The following is an 18,068-nucleotide window of genomic DNA, read 5'->3' as shown; positions in this document are numbered from 1 at the left end:
CACCTCAGGTGCCGGCGCGCACCTTCAAGCGCGGGTTGTGTTGCCAGCGGATGGGTTGCTCTTTCACGGGTCGTGCGGGGGCGCCGTGCTGGCGCAGGGCCTGGTCCAGGGCCACGCCGGCTTCGTCGCTCAGGGCGGCTTGCCGCGCCGACGCCACCGCGGCGCAGCGTTGCGGGCCACTCGCTGGTTCTGCGAGCGCCGGCAAGGCGAGGTGGTCCATGATGTGCAGCAGGTTGTCCTTGCCGCGTTCGTTGGTGCTGCCGTAGCCCTTGATGAGCCGGCCGCACAGGGCCACCTCGTGGCCCAGCGGCGCGTGCAGGGCGGTGAGCTGCACCACGGCGTCGAGCCAGCGGTCGATCAGCGCCTGTTCGGTGTGGAAGCGGCTGCCCAGGGGGCGCAGGCGTTTGGTGGCCGCCAGGCCCCGCAGCGCGAGCATGCCCAGCACCGAGTGCGTGCCGATCTTCAGCGGCAGGGCCCAGGGGCTCTTGCCTGCGGCCACGCGCTGTCGGTCCCAGGCCAGCACACGCCGCGCGAGCGAGACGGGCAGCATGGCAGCGAACTCGGGCGCGCCGGGTTTGAAGTGGTCGTACACCCGCAGCAGGTCGTCGCTGCCGGCTTTCACCTCGGTGCGAACACGGGCCTGGCGGCTGGCACGGCTTTTCAGATCGGCCACCAGCACGATGTCGTCGAACGCCATCCACAGCGCGATCCAGCGCGCCATCTCCACCGTGGTGCGAAAGCCGTGCAGGTTCTGCGGGTCGCCTTGTTTCTCTGCGGCCAACACGCCTCGCAAGCGATCGGCGTAGCGATCACCGTAGGCGGCGTTCTGGTATTCGCACACCCGCGCATGGCCGAGCGCCATGAGCTCGTGCACCTCGGGCGGGAACTCGTGCTGCAAGGCGTCGGGCAGGCGAGCCCGGGTGGGCGTGGGTTCCGGCTCATCTGCCAGCACCTGTTCCACGTACGCGGTCTGGGCGCGTTGAGCCTGCACCGCATCGAAGGCGAGCGCGAAGCCGCGCAGGCTGGCCTTGGCACTGGCGCTGCTGTCGCCCATCACCGCCTCGTAATCGCGCCGCGCAAAAGGCAGCAGGCCACTGCCGGCGATCGCGCCCAGCATCACCGCACTCACCACCGTGCCGGCCTGCTTGGTGAGCGCGGCCATGTCGAGCACGTGGCGCGCGCGGCTGTGGGTGTTCACCAGGGCGAGCAGCTCGGCCGCATCGCGCCGGCCATCGCCCATCACCATCTTCTCGCCGGTGGTCAGTGCCCGCGCCGACGAACTGATCACCAGCGTGTGCGTGTTCGACGCCAGACCGTTGGTGATCTGGCGGCCGGCTTCCAGCAACTCGGACGACACCAGTGCATCCAGCCGGCCGGGCAGAGGATTGAGGCCGAACACCGGGCGGCGCCCGTCCAGTTCGCTCACGGGCACCGGGAACACTTCCAGGTAGTAGGTGGTGGCGCCAGTGCGCTGCGCCACGCCGGGGATGGAGGTGGCCTGCGCGGCGTAGCCGGCGTGGCGCGCGGTCTCCACCAGCCAGTCGGTCAGGATGCCGCCGCCTTCGCCGCCCAGGGCGCAGAGCAGCAGAGAGATGGGTTGTTGGTTGGAAGACATGTTCAGGACGGTTGCAGCATGCGAACGACGGAGCCGCGCAGCGAATGGACCAGGCGCTCAAACCAGCGCGGGTTCTGGATCACCTCGGCGCGGTAGAACGAGGGGCACAGCGTGGCCGCGTGCGCGTTGGCGCCGCACAGGCCGCAGCCCACGCAACCATCGATGACGGTGGCCACCGGGTCGACCTTGAGCGGGTCGGGGTTGTCTTTGAGCGTGAGCGTGGGGCAGCCTGAGAGGCGAATGCAGGCGTGGTCGCCGTTGCACACGTCTTCGTCCACGCCGTACTTCACGCGCACCACGCGCTCGCCCTTCTTCAGCAGGCTGGCGATCCAGGGCTTTATGCGGCGCTGCCGTTCGAGCTGGCATTCACCTTCCGCCACGATCACCTTCAGGCCTTGAAACGGCGTGCTGAAGGCCTCGGTGAGTGTGGCGCGCATGGTGTCCACCTCGTAGGTGTTCACGGTGCGCATCCACTGCACGCCCAGGCCCTTGAGCGTGGTCTCGATGGTCTGGTTGGTGTGGGCCAGGCTGGCCTGTTTGTCGCTGGCGCTGTTCTTGGCGTCGTCGTCGGGTGTGGAGATGATGTCCTGCGTGCCGGTGGCCGAGGTGTAGCCGTTCTTGAAGATCAGCAGCACCGCGTCGTCGCCGTTGAACAGCGCGCTCTGCACGCCGGTGAGCAGGCCGTTGTGCCAGAAGCCACCGTCGCCCATCACCGACAGCACCCGCCGCTTCATCACCGGCGATACACCGGCGCGGCTGGCCAGGCTCATGCCGTAGCCGAGGATGGAGTGGCCGAACGAAAACGGCTCGAAGGTGGCGAGCGCATGGCAGCCGATGTCGCCGGCAATGTGTACCGGTCCGGTGTCCTCCTGCGCCAGCTTGAGCGCAGAGAACACCGGCCGCTCCGGGCAGCCGATGCACATGCCGGGTGGTCGAGCGGGCAAGGGCGCCTGCAGTTGTTGAGCGGCTTCGGCGCGGCGTGTCTGGTTGCCCTGCAGCCAGGCGCGTGCAGCGTCGGCCGTGGCCTGGGTGGCTGGGTCCTGCAGGTAGCGGCCGATGAACTTGGCCAGGCCGTTGGCCATCACCTCGGCGGTGTACTCGCCGGCGTTGGGCAGCATGTCCTTGCCGTGCAGCGGGGTCTGGATGTCGCTGCGGCGCAGCAGCGTGGCCAGCTCCTGTTCGATGTATTCAGGCTGGCCCTCTTCCAGCATGAGCACGGCGCGCTTGCCCACGCAGAAGTCGGTGAGTTGCTGTGGCACCAGCGGGCAGGTGACGTTGAGCACCAGCATGGGAATGGCGGTGTCGCCAAATGCATCGGCCAGGCCGAACTGCTGCAGCGCGCGGATGAGAGTGTTGTACAAGCCGCCCTGCACGATCAGGCCCAGGTCCTGGTGCTGACCGTCGAAGTGTTCGTTGAGGCCGTGTTCGACGATGTAGTGCCGCGCGGCGGGAATGCGTTCGTCGCCCTTGAGCTTCTCGTGGCGGAACGTGACCGGGGGGTGCGCCAGGCGGTTGTAGTCGAAGCTGGCCGGCTCGTCGATCAGCTGGTGGCGCGAGAGCGCGGGCTTGACGTTGTCCTTGGTGGTGAAGCTGCCGCGCACGTGGCAGGCGCGGATGCGCAGCTCCATCATGGCTGGCATGTTGGACGCCTCGGACAGGCGGAAACCCTGCTCGACCATGTGCACCATGCATGCCAGGTCCGGGCGCGGGTCCAGCAACACCATGCTCGACTTGAGCGCAAAAGCGTGGGTGCGCTCCTGGATCACGCTGGCGCCCTCGCCGTAGTCTTCGCCCACCACCACCAGCACACCACCGGTGACGCCGGGCGAAGCCAGGTTGGACAGCGCGTCGGCCGCCACGTTGGTGCCCACGATGGACTTCCAGGTGACGGCGCCGCGCAGTGGGTAGTGGATGGAGGCGCCCAGCATGGCGGCGGCCGAGGCTTCGTTGGAGCAGGCCTCCACGTGCACACCCAGTTCGTCCATGTAGGGCTTGGCCTGCACCATCACGTCGAGCAGGTGGGAAACCGGTGCGCCCTGGTAGCCGCCCACGTAGGACACGCCCGATTGCAGCAGCGCCTTGGTGATGGCGAGGATGCCCTCGCCATGAAAGGTCTGCCCGTTGCCGAGCCGCAGGGATTCGATCTCCTGGGTGAATGAAACTTCCACTTCTTTTGTCTCCTGTGGCCATCTGTGGGGTGACCGAACGGCGGATTGTGTGGGGGCGCAGCTTATTCGGAAATATGATTCAGGCGATATCGAATATCAATTCCATGCATATCAATGACATCGACCTGAACCTGCTGCGCCTGTTCGCAGCGATCCACCGCGCCGGCAGCGTGAGCCGCGCCGCCGAACACGTGGGCATCACCCAGCCGGCGGCCAGCCAGGGCCTGGGCCGGCTGCGCCTGCTGCTGAAAGATGCGCTGTTCGTTCGCACGCCCGGCGGGGTGAAGCCCACGCCGCGTGCCGAGCGATTGGCGGGTGCGATCGAGAGCGCGCTGTCCATCATGGAACAGGCGATCAACGAATCCGCCGGCTTTGACCCTCAGAAATCCCGGCGCCTGTTTCGCCTGCACATGAGCGACATCGGTGAGAACCGTTTTCTGCCCGAGCTGATGGCCAGCCTGCAGGAAAGCGCCCCCGGCGTGCGGTTGGCGACCCGGCCAGTGGCCCATGCCCAGATGGCCGAGGCACTCGACACCGGCGTGATCGACTTTGCCTTCGGCTTTCTGCCGCAGGTGAAAGACACGCAGCGGGCAGAGCTGCTGCGCGACCGCTACGTGGTGCTCATGCGAACCGGCCACCCCATGTACGAAACCTTGAATCGCATGCGCGGCGCAGCCCAGCTCAAGGCGCTGCGAAAGCTGGACTTCGTGGGCGTGCGCACGCACAGCGATACGCTGCGCATCCTGGAGCAGACCGGCCTGCAGGACCGCCTGCGACTGACCACCGAACACTTCATGGTCTTGCCCTCCATCGTGAGCGCGACCAATCTTTGCGTGGTGATGCCGGGCAATATCGCGCAGGGCTTTGTGGAAGCGGGTGGCTGTGTGATGGTGCAACCACCGTTCGCTGGCCGCAGCTTCACGGTTTCACTGCACTGGAGCCACCGCTTTGAAAGCGACCCCGACAACCGCTGGTTCCGCGAACATGTGTTGCGTCTCTTCGCCGAGTAAACCGAGTATCAATTGCTGATCCACTCGGGGTGCGCGATGCGCCAGCGGTCTCCATCCAGCCGCATGGGCAGTGCACTGCGGTTGAGTTCGTGCTTTCCCTGGGCGCCAACGCGAAAGGCTTGATGGGTCATGCCGCTGCGCCAGGGCGCCATGGTCTCCAGGGCCTTGGCCACGTTGGCCCGGTGAATGGGGCCCTTGATGCCTTGCAGCGTATGCACCAGCGCTTGCGCGGCAATGTGGCCACCTTGCGAAAGCGAGCTGGGTTCGACCTGGCGCGCAATCAGCAGACGGCGCCAATTCATGATCTGCAGCGTGCCGCTGGACCAGGGGTCGAACTCGGCCATCGCATAGATGCCTTGGCCCACCGCTTCCAGCGCCTTGGCCGCCTGAGAGGTGTAGGCGGAGGTGAGCATCACCACGGGGACCTTGGGCATGAACGGTCGGCTGGCCAGCACCCAGCCGACGGCCGGTCCGCCCGGGCCGGTGTAGACGACCACCTGGCACCCCCGTGCGGCCACGCGTTGCACCAGCGGGGGCAGCGGGTCATCCAGTTGGTACACATCCAGCGTGGGCGCCGTTACCGATGCGCGTTGGGCCCATTCCAGCACCGTCTTTTTGAAAGCTTCGGTCATGCCGGGCAGGGCGGGTGACACCACACAGATGGTCTGGTGCCTGAGCACCTTGCTGGCAAAGGTCAATGCATTGGCGGTGGACGCATAGGGGCCAGCGTTCAAGGGGGCGATGTGGGTGGCGGAAAAACAGACCGGGTCCACACCGGCGCCGGGCAGGCTGAACAGGCCGGCTTGGGCGTAGCGCGCGTGGTTCACGGCACATTCCAGCACGCTGGAACCCCCGGCCAGAGCGACCACGCGCGGGTCGTTCACCAGGGCCTGGGCCGCCTCTTGCGCCTTGACAGGATTCATCTGGTCGTCGATGACCCGGTATGCAATGGGTCGCCCCTGGATGCCACCCGCCGCGTTGACGGCATTGAACACGAGCTGTGCGGCCTGGGTGCTGGCGTCTGATGCGCCGGCGCCGGTGAGGCTGCTCACCGCGCCCACCACGATGGGACCTTTGTCGTCTCCCGCCTGGGCATGCCCGGCGAGGGGTGTGGCGGCAAGCACCGCAAAGACCAGGGTGGTGAGACGACGGTGCTTCATCATGCCGCTCCTTTGGGCGAGGCCCGCAAACGAATGCCAAGCTGGCCAAACAGGCCCAACAATCCGCGCGGTGCATACAGACTGACGAGCACGGCCACGGCACCCATGGCGATCAGGTACCAGCCGCCCGAGATGCCGAGCGAAGTGGCCAGCACTTCCCGCAGCGCAAACCAGATCAGCACGCCGATGACCGGGCCGCCGATGGTGCCGATGCCACCGATCAGCGTGGCGAACAGCATCATCACCACCCAGTTGATGTCGAAGGCCGAGGCGGGCACCACAAACAGGCCGCCCATGAAATACACCGCGCCGGCCAGTGCGGTCGTGCCGCCGGAGATCACGAAGGCGACCAGGCGCACGCGCTGCACGTCGATGCCCACGCTGCGGGCCGCCACTTCGTTGTCACGCACGGCGGTCATGGCCAGGCCCAGACGCGAGCGCATCAGGATCTGCAGCCCAGCCACCGAGGCGATGCCCAGTGCGCAGGCCAGCCAGAAGCTGATCTGGCCAAACAGCGCGATGTCGTCCAGCGCCGACATGTCCAGCGTGATGCCCGCACTGCCACCGAGCGCCGAGGTTTTCGAGACCAGCAGCGCGACCACCTCGGCCATCACCCAGATGCCGATGGCGAAGTACGCGTCGCGCAGACGGAACAGCGCGGGGGCGATCAGCGCCGCGCACAGGGCGCCCGCCACGCCGGTCAACGGCAACAGCCAGTAGGGCGAGAGCCCGGTGCGTTGCGCCAGGTCGAACAGCACGTAGGCACCCACGCCAATGAAAAGCTGGTGGCCCAGCGACATCAGGCCACCGTAGCCGGCCAGCAGGTTCCACATCTGCGCCATGCAGATCGCCAGCAGCACCTCGCTGGCAAGGCGCATCAGGCCAGCGTCCAGCCACTGCGGCGCCAGCAGGGCCGCGATGGCACAGGGCAGTGTCCAGGCCAGGGATGCAAGTGACGCGGCCTTCATGAGCGGCCTCCGGCCAAACCCTTGGGCATGATCATCAGCGTGACCAGGAACAGCAGGTGGGCGTACAGTGAGCCCGAGTTGGAATCGACACGCTGGCCGAACAGTTGCGCCACGCCGAGCACCAGGCCACCGGCGATGGCGCCCCAGAACGAGCCCAGGCCGCCGATGATCACCACCTCAAAGGCCACCAGCATGCGCTCCACCCCGGAAAACGGCGTGAACAAGGTGCGCTGTGCCAGCAGGTAACCCGCGCCCATGGCGAAGGCCGCGGCCAGGCCCATCACCTGGCAGAACACCCGCTCGGGCCTCACGCCCATAAGGCGGACCACGTCAGGAAAGTCAGCGGTGGCGCGCACGGTGCGGCCGAACTCGGTGTGCTTCAGCACCCATTGCAGGGTGGCGAACAGGGCCAGCGCCAGCAGGAGCATCAGCACCGGATAAACCCCCACGGACATGCCGAACAGGTTCATGCTGGCACTGCCCAGGGCGCCGGGATCCACCGCGCGCGAGTCGGCACCGAAGAGCTCCACCATGCCGTTGCGCAGCAACACCGAAAGCCCGAACGTGAGCACCAGCGGCGTGAGCACATTGCCCGTGCGCACGGCCCGGTTGAGCAGCGTGGCCTGCAGCACCCAGCCAAACACATACCCAATCAGCACCACGGGCAGCAGCATGGCCCACACCGGCACCGTGCTGAACCAGCCCACCAGAAAGAAGCCGGCGTAGGCGCCCAGCACGATGAATTCGCCGTGTGCCAGATTCACCACCCGCATCACACCGAACACCAGCGCCAGGCCCAGGCCGAACAGGGCGTACAGCCCACCCAGCAGCAGGCCATTGATCAAAGTCGACAACCAATCCACATCATTCCCCAAAATAGGCCGCAGTCACCTGCGAAAGCTCCATGGCCCGGCTGGCGCCCTGCAGCGTGACCTGTCCCTTGAGCAGGCAGCTGACCCGGTCAGACACTGCGCAGGCGCGCGCCACGTCCTGCTCCACCAACACGATGGACAGGTCCGCGCCGCGGATGCGTTCGAAGGTGCGGTAGATCTCTTCCACCACCAGCGGCGCCAGGCCCAGCGAGAGTTCGTCGCAGATGAGCAGGCGCGGGTTGCTCAACAAGGCGCGGCCAATGGCCACCATCTGCTGCTGCCCGCCTGAGAGCTGCATGGCATTGCGCTGGCGCAGGTCCTTCAACACCGGAAAGATGTCGTACACGGTGTCCAGCGTCCAGGCGCCCTTGCGCCGCGTGAGCGTGCCCATCTGCAGGTTTTCTTCCACCGTGAGCGAAGGGAACAGCATGCGCCCCTCTGGCACCATGGCCACGCCACGGCGCGCCAGTTCTTCGGCGGGCAGGGCGGTCACGTCGGCACCCTCAAAACAGATGCGCCCGCTGCGCGGTTTGAGCAGGCCGGTGACCGTGCGCAGCAGCGTGGTCTTGCCGGCGCCGTTGGCACCAATGAGCGCCAGCACCTCACCCGCTTGCAGCGACAGGCTCACGCCGGCGATGGCCCGGAAATCGCCGTAGAACACGTCGACCTGTTGCACTTCAAGCAGCGGCATTGGCGGGCACCCCCATGTAGATCTCGTGCACGATGGCGCTTTCCATGACCCGGGCCGGGGCGTCTTCCAGCAGCTTGCGACCGAAGTGCAGCACCATGATGCGGTCGGCCACGGCGCGCAGGGCCTGGGCGATGTGTTCGATCCAGATCACCGCGTAGCGCTGTTTGAGCTCGCCCACCAGCGCCACCATCTGGTGCACCTCGCGTTCGGTCAGCCCGCCGGCCACTTCGTCCAGCAGCAGCAGGCGCGGGCCCGATGCCACGGCCTTGGCCATTTCCAGGCGCTTTCGGTCCAGCAGGGGCAGGGCACCCGCGGTCTTGTCGGCTGCCGCCGCCAGCCCGCACAGGCGCAGCGCGTCGGCCGCCGCCTGCGCAGCCGCGTCGCCGTGCAGGCCGCCCGCAAAGCTGGCCGCGGCCAGGGCGTTCTGGAACACACTGAGATTGCCAAAGGGCTGGGGCACCTGGAACGCCCGGGCCACGCCCAGGCAGGCACGCCGGTGCACGGGCGCGCTGGAGATGTCGGTCCCTTCCAGCACGATCTGACCGGCGTCGGCGCTCACCGTGCCGGTCAGCAGGTGAAACAGCGAACTCTTGCCTGCCCCGTTGGGGCCGATCACACCCAGGCACTGGCCCGCCGACAGATCGAGATCGATCTGGTCGGCCACCACCACCTGCCCATAGGCCTTGCACAGGCCTCTGACTTGAAGTGTCATGGGGCGGTCTTCACTTGAGCTGCGAGAGCAGTTCCAGCTTCCCGCCCAGGGGAATGGCTGGCGCCAGCGTGTTGTTCACCACCACCAGCTCGAACGGGTGCTTGGCACCGTCGGCCGAGCGGCGCCACTGGCCGCCCGCCAGCGAAGTCTTGGCCACGCTCTTGATGGGGCTGTTCTTGAAGTCCACCTTGCCGACGATGGTGTCCAGGGTCATGTTCTGGATCGCGTCTCGCACGCCCTTGCGGTCGAACGGATCGCCTGCGGTCTTGAGGGCGCCCAGGCCCACTTCCCACAGGGCGTGCACATAGCCCAGCGGTTGCGTCCACTGGTTGCCGGTGCTCTTCTCCCACTCGGCGGCCAGTTCGGTCGCGCTCTGGCCGGTGAGCGACGAGCTGAAGGGGAAGCTGGGCGTCCACCACACCTCGGTGGACATGCCGTTGCCCGCTGCGCCCAGGGCCTTGAGTGCACTGGGGAAGAGGAACGCCGCCGCCACGGTGCACACCTCGGGCTTGAAGCCCTGTTGCTGCGCCTGGCGCCAGAAGGTGGCGAAGTGGCTCTCGTACATGAAGCCGGACACGATGTCCGCGTTGGCCTTCTTGAAGGTGGCGATCTGGTTGCTGAAATCGTCCGTGGCGACCTTGAAGAAACCACCCGTGGTTTCGCGGTAGCCCGCCTTGTTCAGGGCCGGCGGCATGCCCATCAGCCGATCGGCAAAGGCCGCGCCGGGCGGGTTGTCGATGTAGAGCGTGCCCACCGACTTGCTGGTCTTCACGCTGTCCCACAACGCGGTGAAGGTGTTGACCACGTCGTCCGCACCCCAGAAGAAATTGAACGAGAAGGGAAAGCCCTTGTTGACCTTGCCATTGCGGGCGAACAGGAAGGCTTGCCAGGGGGACATGGTGCTGATCATCGGCACGCCGTGCACATCGCAGAGCTGGCCCGCGGGCGTGGCCGCGTCGCCGTCCTGCACCAGCAACAGGTCCACTTTTTCGCGCAGCACCAGCTCGCTGGCCACCTGAACCGAGCGGTTGGGGTCGGACTGGTTGTCCTTGAGCACGATCTCCACTGGCACGCGCTTGCCACCCACCTCCAGACCGTTCTTCAACAGCTCCTTGAGCTTGGCCAGGTGCCACTGGTCCGACACGCCAAATGGCGCTCGCGGGCCAGAGAGGGCGGTGATGTAGCCGATGCGCAGCGACTTGGCTTGCGCGATGGCAAAGCCGGGCAGGCTGCCGGCGGCCGTGAGCGCCAGCGAGCTTTTCAGAAACTGGCGGCGCGGGGAGGACGTTGAAAGTGAAGGGCGCAGGTCGGTCATGGTGTTCTCCAACATTGAAATTTCAGACGGAAAGGGCGGTGGCGCAGGCGCCGGCGTACTTGAGCAAGGTGCTTTCGATCAGCTCCTTCGGCATGCCTTGCGTGATGAAGACGAGCCGCGAACGCCGGTCTTCATCGGGCCAGGCGGCGAGCCGATCCGGCGGGTGGATCAGGTGTTGGGCGGCGTGCACCACCAGTGGCTGCGACGGGTGCTCTGCGATGTGGATGAGGCCTTTGAAGCGCAACAGCTTTTCGCCGCGCATGGCGGTGAGCAGCGCAAGCCAGTGTTCGAAGCGCTCTGCTTCCAACGGCTCGTCCACGGTGAAGCAATGGGTCTGGATGTCGCCCACGTGCGGCGACGGAAACCGTGTGAACGCCGAGCTTGACTTTGACGCGTGGGTGCTCGCTACCCGCAAGAGACCGGTGCTTGTGCCTGGGCCCTTGCCGAACGGCGCCAGAAACCGGGTTTGCAACTGGAGCAGGTGATCGGAATGCAAAGCGCCGTGCTGCACCCGGTGCTGGGACGCGCTGGCGTTCATGCGGCTCAGGCGCTGTGTCAGCCGTTCCAGTGCCGAGGCCTGTACCAGATCGGTCTTGCTCAGCAACACGGTGTCGGCCGACGCCACCTGGCGGCGAGCCTCTTCGTGTTGATCCAGCGCGTTGAAGCCGTTGTGCGCGTCCACCACCGTGACCACGCCGCCCAGCCGGAAGCGGCGGACGGTGGCCGGGTCGGTGACCAGCGTGTGCATCACGGGCATGGGATCGGCCAGGCCCGTGGTTTCCACGATCACCCGATCAAACCGCACCGCACCGCTCTCGGCCAGCGTGCCCAGCTCCGCCAGGGTCTGGGTCAGGTCGTCGCGCACCGAACAGCACACGCAGCCGCTTTGCAGCAAGCGCACTTCGGGCGCCACGTGTTTCACCAACAGATGGTCCAGCCCCGTCTCGCCCAGTTCGTTGATGATCACGGCGGTGTGTTGCCACTGCGCGCGCGCCATCAGGTTCTTGAGCAGCGTGGTCTTGCCGCTGCCCAGGAAGCCCGTGAGCAGGATGACGGGTGTTCGCGTGTCCAAGATCATGAGTTGGCTTCGTGCACACAGCGGCCTTCGAACCAGGTCTGAAGCACCTGGGTCTTGCCAATGTCCGCCGGATCCACATCGAACAGCCGCGCATTCAGCACGGCCAGATCGGCCGACTTGCCCACTTCGATGGAACCGGTGAGGTGGCCCAGGCCAATGGCCTGCGCGGCGTTGATGGTGTAGGCCTTGAGCGCGTCTGCCACACCAATGGCCTGTTCCGGGCACAGCGCGCCTTCCATGCGGCCAGTGGGGTCGCGGCGGGTGACCATGCCCTGGATCCCCGGCCAGGGGCTGGGGTCGGGCACCACCGGCCAGTCCGATCCGCCGGCGATCAATGCGCCCGCTTCGACCAGCGAGCGGATGGGCGCCAGGCGGTCGACGAGGGTCTGCGGCAAGGTGGTGCGAATGGCCTCGACGATCACGCTCGGGTACCACAGCGGCGGCGACAGGTCTGCGACCACGTTCAGCTCGGCGAAACGCGGAATCTCTGCCGGGTCGATGAAGCTGGCGTGGGCGATCTGGTGCCTCAGGCCCGGGCCGTTGAAGCTGCGCAGCACGTCGATGGCGTCCAGCGCAGCGCGGGTGGAGGCGTCGCCGGTGCAGTGGATCTTCACGCGGATGCCGTTGGTCTCGGCCTCGGCCAGCACTTTGGCCAACTGGGGCACAGTCAGCGTGGTGCCGCCGCGAAAGCAGCAGCCGTGGATCGCGTCGGGCAGGTAGGGCTCCAGCATGGCAGCGGTGCGCGAGGTGGGCACGCCGTCAAGGAAGATCTTGCCGGCGTCGGGCATGAAGTGCCGGGTGCGGAAATCCTCGCGCATGGCCAGCAGTTCTTCGGGTATTTCGCCCGGTGCCAGCGGCGCCTCGGTCACCGGGATCGACCCGACCACCCAGGCACTCAGGCGCCCCTCGTCGTCCAGCGTCTTGACGGCACGCAGCACGGCACGCGAGCTCAGCGCTTCCTGCATGGCGGTCACGCCAAAAGCGTTGAGCCGCTTCACGGCGTGCGCAGCGGCTTCCACGTCCAGGTGCGGCGTGGCCGCCAGCGCGCGCGCCAGCGCCAGTTCCACCAGACCGCAGGCGGCCTCCACCAGCAGGCCAGACGCTTCACCGGTGGCCGGGTCGCGCACGATGGTGCCGTTGAGTGGATCGGGCGTGTCGTGGTCAATGCCGGCGGCGGCCAGCGCGGCCGTGCTCACGAAGCGGTTGTGTTGCGAGTCGTCCCGCAGCATCACGGGCCGGCCGCCTGCGGCTTCGTCCAGCCGCAGGCGCGTGCTGCGGTCGACCTGACCGATCAGCGAAGAACCCAGCATGCCTCCCACGATCCATTCGCCAGGCGCCTTTTTGCTGGCCGTCTCACGCACGGCGTCAAGCACCTGGTCGAGGCTGAGGATGGGCGGCACGAACATCTCGTACAGCTCGGCCCGGCCGGCCCAGACAAAATGGTTGTGCACGTCCAGCAGGCCCGGCACCACCATCTCCCCGGGCAGCGCCACCACCGGCGCACCGGGCAGCGCAGCCCGCGCCTCTTCGAGCGTGCCCACCGCAACGATGCGCCCATCGCGCACGGAAATTGCTTCTGCCCATGGACGTTCAGGCGCCATGGTGCAGATGCGGGCGTGATGAAAAATGGTTTCATTCATGGTGTGGCTTCAATGTCAAGAGAGATTGGGAAAACGTTCAGGCAGGGAATCCACCGTGGCGAAGTCGGCCGCGTTCGCTAAGCTCACCACCATGTCCACCGCCTACCTGAGAAAACCTGACGAACTGCTCGTGGACCTGTACGCCAGCGCCGCGCAGCCAGAACGATGGACACAGTCGATGGACCGCTTGTGCAGCATCACGGGTGCGCAGTCGGCGGTGGTGCAGGCGTTCCGTTTTGAACAGGGGCGGGCGCAGGTGTTCTGGTCGGCGCAGGACTCGCGCACCCGTGACACCACATCCGTGCAGTCCCCCGAACTTGCGTCTGGCGACAACCCGCGCATGGACCAGCACCGCGTGCTGCGCGGCCTGGACCGGGTGGCCAGTGATGACCTGCTGTTCGACCCCGAGGACGAAGCGCGCCCGCGGCTGCAACAGCGCCTGGCGACCCTGGGCCTGGGCCGCTTCATGGGCACCTTGCAGGACGTCGGTCGGGGCGTCTACCTGGGCCTGGCCTTGCACCGCTCGGTGGATGACGCCACGAATTTCGGCGACGAACATGTCAACCGCCTCGCAGACCTTGCGCCCCATCTGGGGCAAGCCTTTTTGCTGACGGATCAGCTGCAGGTCTCGGTGCAGCGCGATGAGCGCCTGTGCCGTCTCATGGACAGCCTGTGTTTTGGCATCGTGTTGTGCAATGTGGAGGGGCGGGTGCAATGGGCCAACCAGCAAGCCTTGGCCATGCTCGAGCGCAACCCCACGCTGAGCCTGCGCGGTGATCACCTGCACGGGCGCACCGCTGCGGACACCCAGGCGCTGCTGACCGCCTTGTCTGGCGCCCGCCGCGCCGGGCAGCAGCGCGTGGGCTATCTGCGGCTGGGCGAAGATGCGGACCAGGTGCTGCACGTCGCCATCCGGCCGGGTGACGACCCCGCGGCGTTGATGCTCGTGATCTCCCGCGCCGCGCAGCCGCTGGACTTGCCCGCGCTGGCGCTGGAGAGCCTGTTCGGCCTCACGCCCACCGAAGCCCGTCTGCTGGGCGCCATCGCCACCGGCAGCACCGTGGAGGAATACGCCCAGCTGCGCGGCGTCTCTGTGGGCACTGCGCGGATGCAGCTCAAGCAGATCCAGGCCAAGACCGGCCAGCGCCGTCAGGCCGACCTGGTGCGCCTGGTGCTGTCTTCCGCAGCGGCCCATCTGGTGGCTCCCGGGTCCCGGATCTGATTCAGAACGACCAGGCCGCGCGAATGGCGAACTGCGTGCCCTGGGTGCGGTTGCGCGCGCCGAACTCCTTGTACACGTGGGCCCAGATCAGCGGCCAGTCCGATCCCAGCTCGAAGAAGCTGATCGCCGGGCCCAGTGCCATTACGCGCGAACGGTTGCCGTCCTCGAACCGCACACCTCCCACCTTGTCGTCGCTGAGCTGCTGGTACAGGTAGCCGCCCACACCAAAAGTCCAGGGGCCGACGTGCTGGCCGACGGCAAATTCATGCTGGTACTCGACGCCCGACTGGTACTGGGTGTCCTTGTTCTTGCCATGAAAGTTCAGCTGCATGTTGGAAGACACTTCCAGGCCAGAGGGGCTGATCCAGGTGAACGCAAACGCAGGTGAGATGGTCCAGTGGTTGGCGCCGGTGTTGATCAGACGGTCGGCTTTGTACGAACCGGTGGGCAACTGAAACTCCACCCGGCCGTTGGCGAACAGCCCGGGCGAAGGCGTCCACTTCACCATCACGGGTGCGATGCTCACGTCGCCGATGGCGACATTGGCGCCCCGCAGGCCCAGCGGCCCCATGGGTGTGGGCACCGTCAAGCGGTTGTCCATGTCCAGGTACGGCACCACCGCAGCGAACCCATAGGTGCCGCCCAGCAGTGGAATGTCGGTGGTCTTGATGACCGCCAACGCGGCGCTGTTCACGTTGAGCTTGATGCCCACCGGCGAACGATCGCCATTCGTATCGCGCAATTCGCTGGCGCTGTAGGCCGCACCACGTACCCCGACCGTCACGCCCGCCGGGGGCAGCATGCCTGCACCAAAGTCGAACACGCCGAACGGCGTGATGGGCGCGCCATTCTCGACGCTGTGGGAAACGCTGGCAACGCAGACCAGGGCCATGGCGAGCAAGTGCTTGGCCGGGGTGCGCAGGGAAGGGCGGATCATGGGTAACCTCTCGTGGATCAGGGTGGAACAGGCAACAAAACCTGATACCGGAGGTTAGGGATCGGCGCGCGCGACGGCACCTACCAAACGGGAGGTGAGCCGACTAGGGTTTACGCGGGAGGGTGTTCAAAACCTCTGCGGCCAACGCGCTGCCGCAGTTTGTGCAACAGTACGGGCTTCGCCAGAAAAGCAAGCCGTGATCCCAGGATGAACATTCTTTTTGTTGCCGACCCGCTGGTCTCGTTCAAGACCTACAAAGACACCACCTTTGCCATGATGCGCGAGCTGCAGAAACGCGGCCACACGCTGGCGGCCTGTGAGCCGCAGCATCTGCAATGGCAGACGGGCCATCCCGTGACCGCGCTGGTGCGCCAGATCGAATTGACCGGTGACGCCGACGACTGGTACCGCGTGCTGCACCAGGGCCGCGAAGCGCTGCACACCTATGACGCCGTGCTCATGCGCAAGGACCCGCCGTTTGACAGCGAGTTCTTCTACGCCACACACCTGCTGGAGCAGGCCGAGCGCGAAGGCGCGAAAGTGTTCAACAGCCCGCGCGCGCTGCGTGACCACCCGGAAAAACTCGCGCTCATGGAATTCGCCGCGTTCGCGCCACCCACGCTGGTCACGCGCTCGCCCGAGGCCATTCGCCACTTCCACGCCGAACACAAGGACATCATTCTCAAGCCACTCGACGGCATGGGCGGCATGGGCATCTTTCGCGTGGGGCCTGATGGCATGAACCTGGGCTCGATCATTGAAACCCTCAACCAGGGCGGCGCGACCAGCGTGATGGTGCAGCGCTACCTGCCCGAGATCGTGGACGGCGACAAGCGCCTGCTGGTGATCGGTGGTGAGGCAGCACCCTTCAGCCTGGCGCGCATTCCCCAGGGCAGCGAGATCCGGGGCAATCTGGCCGCTGGCGGCAAGGGTGTGGCCATGCCGCTGTCGGACAGCGACTGGGCCATTGCCCGCGCCATTGGCCCCACGTTGGCCGCGCGCGGCCTGCTGCTGGTGGGGGTGGATGTGATCGGCGACAAGGTGACCGAGATCAACGTGACCAGCCCCACCTGCTTTCAGGAGATTCATCAACAGACCGGTTTTGATGTGCCGGCCATGTTTGTCGACGCATTGCAGACTGTGATGAATTCATCAAACGGCTGAATATCTTCCGTTTGCGGCCGACCATCGTCGATGAACGACCCAAACCAAGGCCAAACCCCACTTGTGGGAGGCGGGAGCGCACTGCACAATTCCGGCACTTTTGATACCCAGTGCCCCGGAGATTTCGCGTGCACGCCCATATCCGCCTATGTCTGAAGCCATTGATCTGATAGCAGCCTCCTTTGCAAAAACCGAAACAGGTCAGCAGGAAATCCAGAAACGTTCGCTCGGTCTTGCCCCGCTGGTCAGGCGCTTGCTGGTGCTCGTGGACGGCCAGCGCACAGGCAAGGACCTGGCCGTGTTTGTCGCGGGCAACGAGGTTGAACCCATTCTTCAAGAGCTGGTCGACAAGGGCTGCGTTGAAGCCAAGGCGGCTCCCGCACCTGTGGCACCTCCTCCTGCGGCTCAGGAAGCCCCATCTGCCAACAACGGCCTGGCGGTGCTGCCCGACGCTGCCACGCGCAGCCCGGCAGAGAACGACATGGCCCGCAACTTCATGGTCAACACAGTCAACACCATCTTTGGCCAGCATTCGCGCCTGACGCTGATCGAAACCATCAGCCGTTCCAAGACCACCGACGAGCTGCGCATGGCCTACTTGTCATGGCTGCAGGCCATGGAAGGTGACCGCACCGGCAAAAAACGCCTGCCCGATCTGCAAGAAAAGCTCTTCAAGGTGCTGTGAGCTTCGCGGTCAGTGCACCGCTGTCTTCGAAAACACGTTGAGCACCACCACACCGGCAATGATCAGGCCCATGCCGATGAGGCCGGCCAGGTCGATGCGCTGGCCGTACACCAGAAACGCCACCACGGTGATGAGCACAATGCCCAGGCCCGACCAGATCGCGTAGGTCACGCCCACCGGAATGCTCTTGAGCACCAGCGATAGGCAATAGAACGCCACCGCGTAGCCCACCACCACGATCAGCGAAGGCGCAAGCCGCGTGAAGCCCTCGCTGGCTTTCAGGGCGGTGGTTCCAATCACTTCGGCCACGATGGCCAGCGCGAGCATCATCCAGGCATTCAAGCAGTGGTCTCCCTCAGTGGTTCAAGTGCCGGAACCACTTTGCCACAAGTGTTGAATGCCTGTCGAATTCACCCACCCTCGTTCGTCGTGTGATCAGGCCCTCACCTTTCCACCGCAACGCCCAAGGAGCACCCCATGCGATTCATCATCACCGCACAGTCCGGTCAGCAAGACGCCACGAAGACGGCGGCCCCTGAACCCGGCTTCAATGAAGCGCTCTTCACCGCCTACATGAAGTTCAACGAAGAAATGCACCGGGCCGGCGTGCTGGTGGCGTCCGAAGGGCTGAACCCCGGTGCAGGGGGCGCGCGCATCGAGCTGACCAACGGCAAGCGCCAAGTCGTCGACGGGCCGTTTGCAGAGTCCAAGGAACTGGTGGGCGGCTTCTACATCATTGAAGTGGATTCACTGGACGAAGCCATCCGGTGGGCCCTGCGCGCACCCTCAGGCATGGGCTTCGACGACGTGCTGGAGGTCCGCCCCCTGACC

The 18,068-nt window shown here is 66.0% G+C and carries 16 protein-coding genes and 1 pseudogene; 5 read left to right on the top strand and 12 right to left on the bottom strand.

Annotated features, from left to right (window positions below):
- Positions 1 to 4: 4 nt before the first annotated feature.
- Positions 5 to 1,615 carry an indolepyruvate oxidoreductase subunit beta family protein gene (locus J2W49_RS08535; RefSeq protein WP_310314337.1) on the bottom strand — a complete coding sequence of 537 codons (1,611 nt, stop codon included), beginning with the start codon at positions 1,613 to 1,615 and terminating at the stop codon, positions 5 to 7.
- Positions 1,616 to 1,617: 2 nt separating this feature from the next.
- A complete protein-coding gene (locus J2W49_RS08530; protein ID WP_310314334.1) occupies positions 1,618 to 3,783 on the bottom strand; it encodes a thiamine pyrophosphate-dependent enzyme in 2,166 nt (721 codons plus the stop codon).
- A 104-nt stretch (positions 3,784 to 3,887) separates the two neighbouring features.
- Between J2W49_RS08530 and J2W49_RS08525 the strand changes: the two genes are divergently transcribed.
- On the top strand, positions 3,888 to 4,793 hold the full coding sequence (locus J2W49_RS08525) for a LysR family transcriptional regulator (RefSeq protein WP_310314331.1): 906 nt from the start codon (positions 3,888 to 3,890) through the stop codon (positions 4,791 to 4,793).
- Between the two features lie 8 nt (positions 4,794 to 4,801).
- Here J2W49_RS08525 and J2W49_RS08520 read toward each other — a convergent pair whose 3' ends face one another.
- The 8 genes from J2W49_RS08520 to J2W49_RS08485 are packed head-to-tail and all read right to left on the bottom strand — an operon-like array spanning position 4,802 to position 13,229.
- On the bottom strand, positions 4,802 to 5,953 hold the full coding sequence (locus J2W49_RS08520; protein WP_310314329.1) for an ABC transporter substrate-binding protein: 1,152 nt from the start codon (positions 5,951 to 5,953) through the stop codon (positions 4,802 to 4,804).
- On the bottom strand, positions 5,953 to 6,921 hold the full coding sequence (locus J2W49_RS08515) for a branched-chain amino acid ABC transporter permease (protein ID WP_310314326.1): 969 nt from the start codon (positions 6,919 to 6,921) through the stop codon (positions 5,953 to 5,955). Before J2W49_RS08515 ends, J2W49_RS08520 begins: the two co-directional genes overlap by 1 nt.
- Positions 6,918 to 7,784 carry a branched-chain amino acid ABC transporter permease gene (locus J2W49_RS08510; RefSeq protein ID WP_310314324.1) on the bottom strand — a complete coding sequence of 289 codons (867 nt, stop codon included), beginning with the start codon at positions 7,782 to 7,784 and terminating at the stop codon, positions 6,918 to 6,920. Before J2W49_RS08510 ends, J2W49_RS08515 begins: the two co-directional genes overlap by 4 nt.
- A gap of 1 nt (position 7,785) precedes the next feature.
- Positions 7,786 to 8,484, bottom strand: a complete 699-nt coding sequence (locus J2W49_RS08505; protein WP_310314321.1) for an ABC transporter ATP-binding protein — start codon at positions 8,482 to 8,484, stop codon at positions 7,786 to 7,788.
- Positions 8,471 to 9,196 (bottom strand): ABC transporter ATP-binding protein, encoded by a 726-nt coding sequence (locus J2W49_RS08500; RefSeq protein WP_310314319.1) that lies wholly within the window; start codon positions 9,194 to 9,196, stop codon positions 8,471 to 8,473. The genes J2W49_RS08505 and J2W49_RS08500 overlap by 14 nt, the downstream gene beginning before the upstream one ends.
- Positions 9,197 to 9,206: 10 nt before the next feature.
- Positions 9,207 to 10,511 carry an ABC transporter substrate-binding protein gene (locus J2W49_RS08495; RefSeq protein WP_310314316.1) on the bottom strand — a complete coding sequence of 435 codons (1,305 nt, stop codon included), beginning with the start codon at positions 10,509 to 10,511 and terminating at the stop codon, positions 9,207 to 9,209.
- A gap of 22 nt (positions 10,512 to 10,533) precedes the next feature.
- Positions 10,534 to 11,589 carry a CobW family GTP-binding protein gene (locus J2W49_RS08490; RefSeq protein WP_310314315.1) on the bottom strand — a complete coding sequence of 352 codons (1,056 nt, stop codon included), beginning with the start codon at positions 11,587 to 11,589 and terminating at the stop codon, positions 10,534 to 10,536.
- Positions 11,586 to 13,229 carry an amidohydrolase gene (locus J2W49_RS08485; RefSeq protein WP_310314313.1) on the bottom strand — a complete coding sequence of 548 codons (1,644 nt, stop codon included), beginning with the start codon at positions 13,227 to 13,229 and terminating at the stop codon, positions 11,586 to 11,588. The genes J2W49_RS08490 and J2W49_RS08485 overlap by 4 nt, the downstream gene beginning before the upstream one ends.
- Positions 13,230 to 13,320: 91 nt before the next feature.
- Here J2W49_RS08485 and J2W49_RS08480 point away from each other — a divergent pair, with 91 nt between their 5' ends.
- Positions 13,321 to 14,451, top strand: a complete 1,131-nt coding sequence (locus J2W49_RS08480) for a helix-turn-helix transcriptional regulator (protein WP_310314310.1) — start codon at positions 13,321 to 13,323, stop codon at positions 14,449 to 14,451.
- A gap of 1 nt (position 14,452) precedes the next feature.
- Here J2W49_RS08480 and J2W49_RS08475 read toward each other — a convergent pair whose 3' ends face one another.
- Entirely contained in the window at positions 14,453 to 15,388 is a 936-nt protein-coding gene (locus J2W49_RS08475; RefSeq protein ID WP_310314308.1) for a SphA family protein, read from the bottom strand.
- 207 nt (positions 15,389 to 15,595) lie between these two features.
- Here J2W49_RS08475 and gshB point away from each other — a divergent pair, with 207 nt between their 5' ends.
- Entirely contained in the window at positions 15,596 to 16,552 is a 957-nt protein-coding gene (gshB, locus tag J2W49_RS08470) for a glutathione synthase (protein ID WP_310314305.1), read from the top strand.
- A 148-nt stretch (positions 16,553 to 16,700) separates the two neighbouring features.
- Positions 16,701 to 17,237: a hypothetical protein gene (locus tag J2W49_RS08465; protein ID WP_310314302.1), complete on the top strand. Its 537-nt coding sequence runs from the start codon at positions 16,701 to 16,703 to the stop codon at positions 17,235 to 17,237.
- Between the two features lie 9 nt (positions 17,238 to 17,246).
- Here J2W49_RS08465 and J2W49_RS08460 read toward each other — a convergent pair whose 3' ends face one another.
- Positions 17,247 to 17,579 (bottom strand): DMT family transporter, encoded by a 333-nt coding sequence (locus J2W49_RS08460; RefSeq protein ID WP_310314299.1) that lies wholly within the window; start codon positions 17,577 to 17,579, stop codon positions 17,247 to 17,249.
- A gap of 135 nt (positions 17,580 to 17,714) precedes the next feature.
- Between J2W49_RS08460 and J2W49_RS08455 the strand changes: the two are divergent.
- Positions 17,715 to 18,017 (top strand): annotated as a pseudogene (locus tag J2W49_RS08455) (YciI family protein); the annotation flags it as partial.
- Between the last annotated feature and the right edge of the window lie 51 nt (positions 18,018 to 18,068).

The organism is Hydrogenophaga palleronii, from assembly GCF_031457455.1.
GTDB classification, from domain to species: domain Bacteria; phylum Pseudomonadota; class Gammaproteobacteria; order Burkholderiales; family Burkholderiaceae_C; genus Hydrogenophaga; species Hydrogenophaga palleronii_A.
The sequence above is the reverse complement of the archived record's forward strand: the minus strand, read 5'-3'. Positions and strand labels throughout refer to the sequence as shown.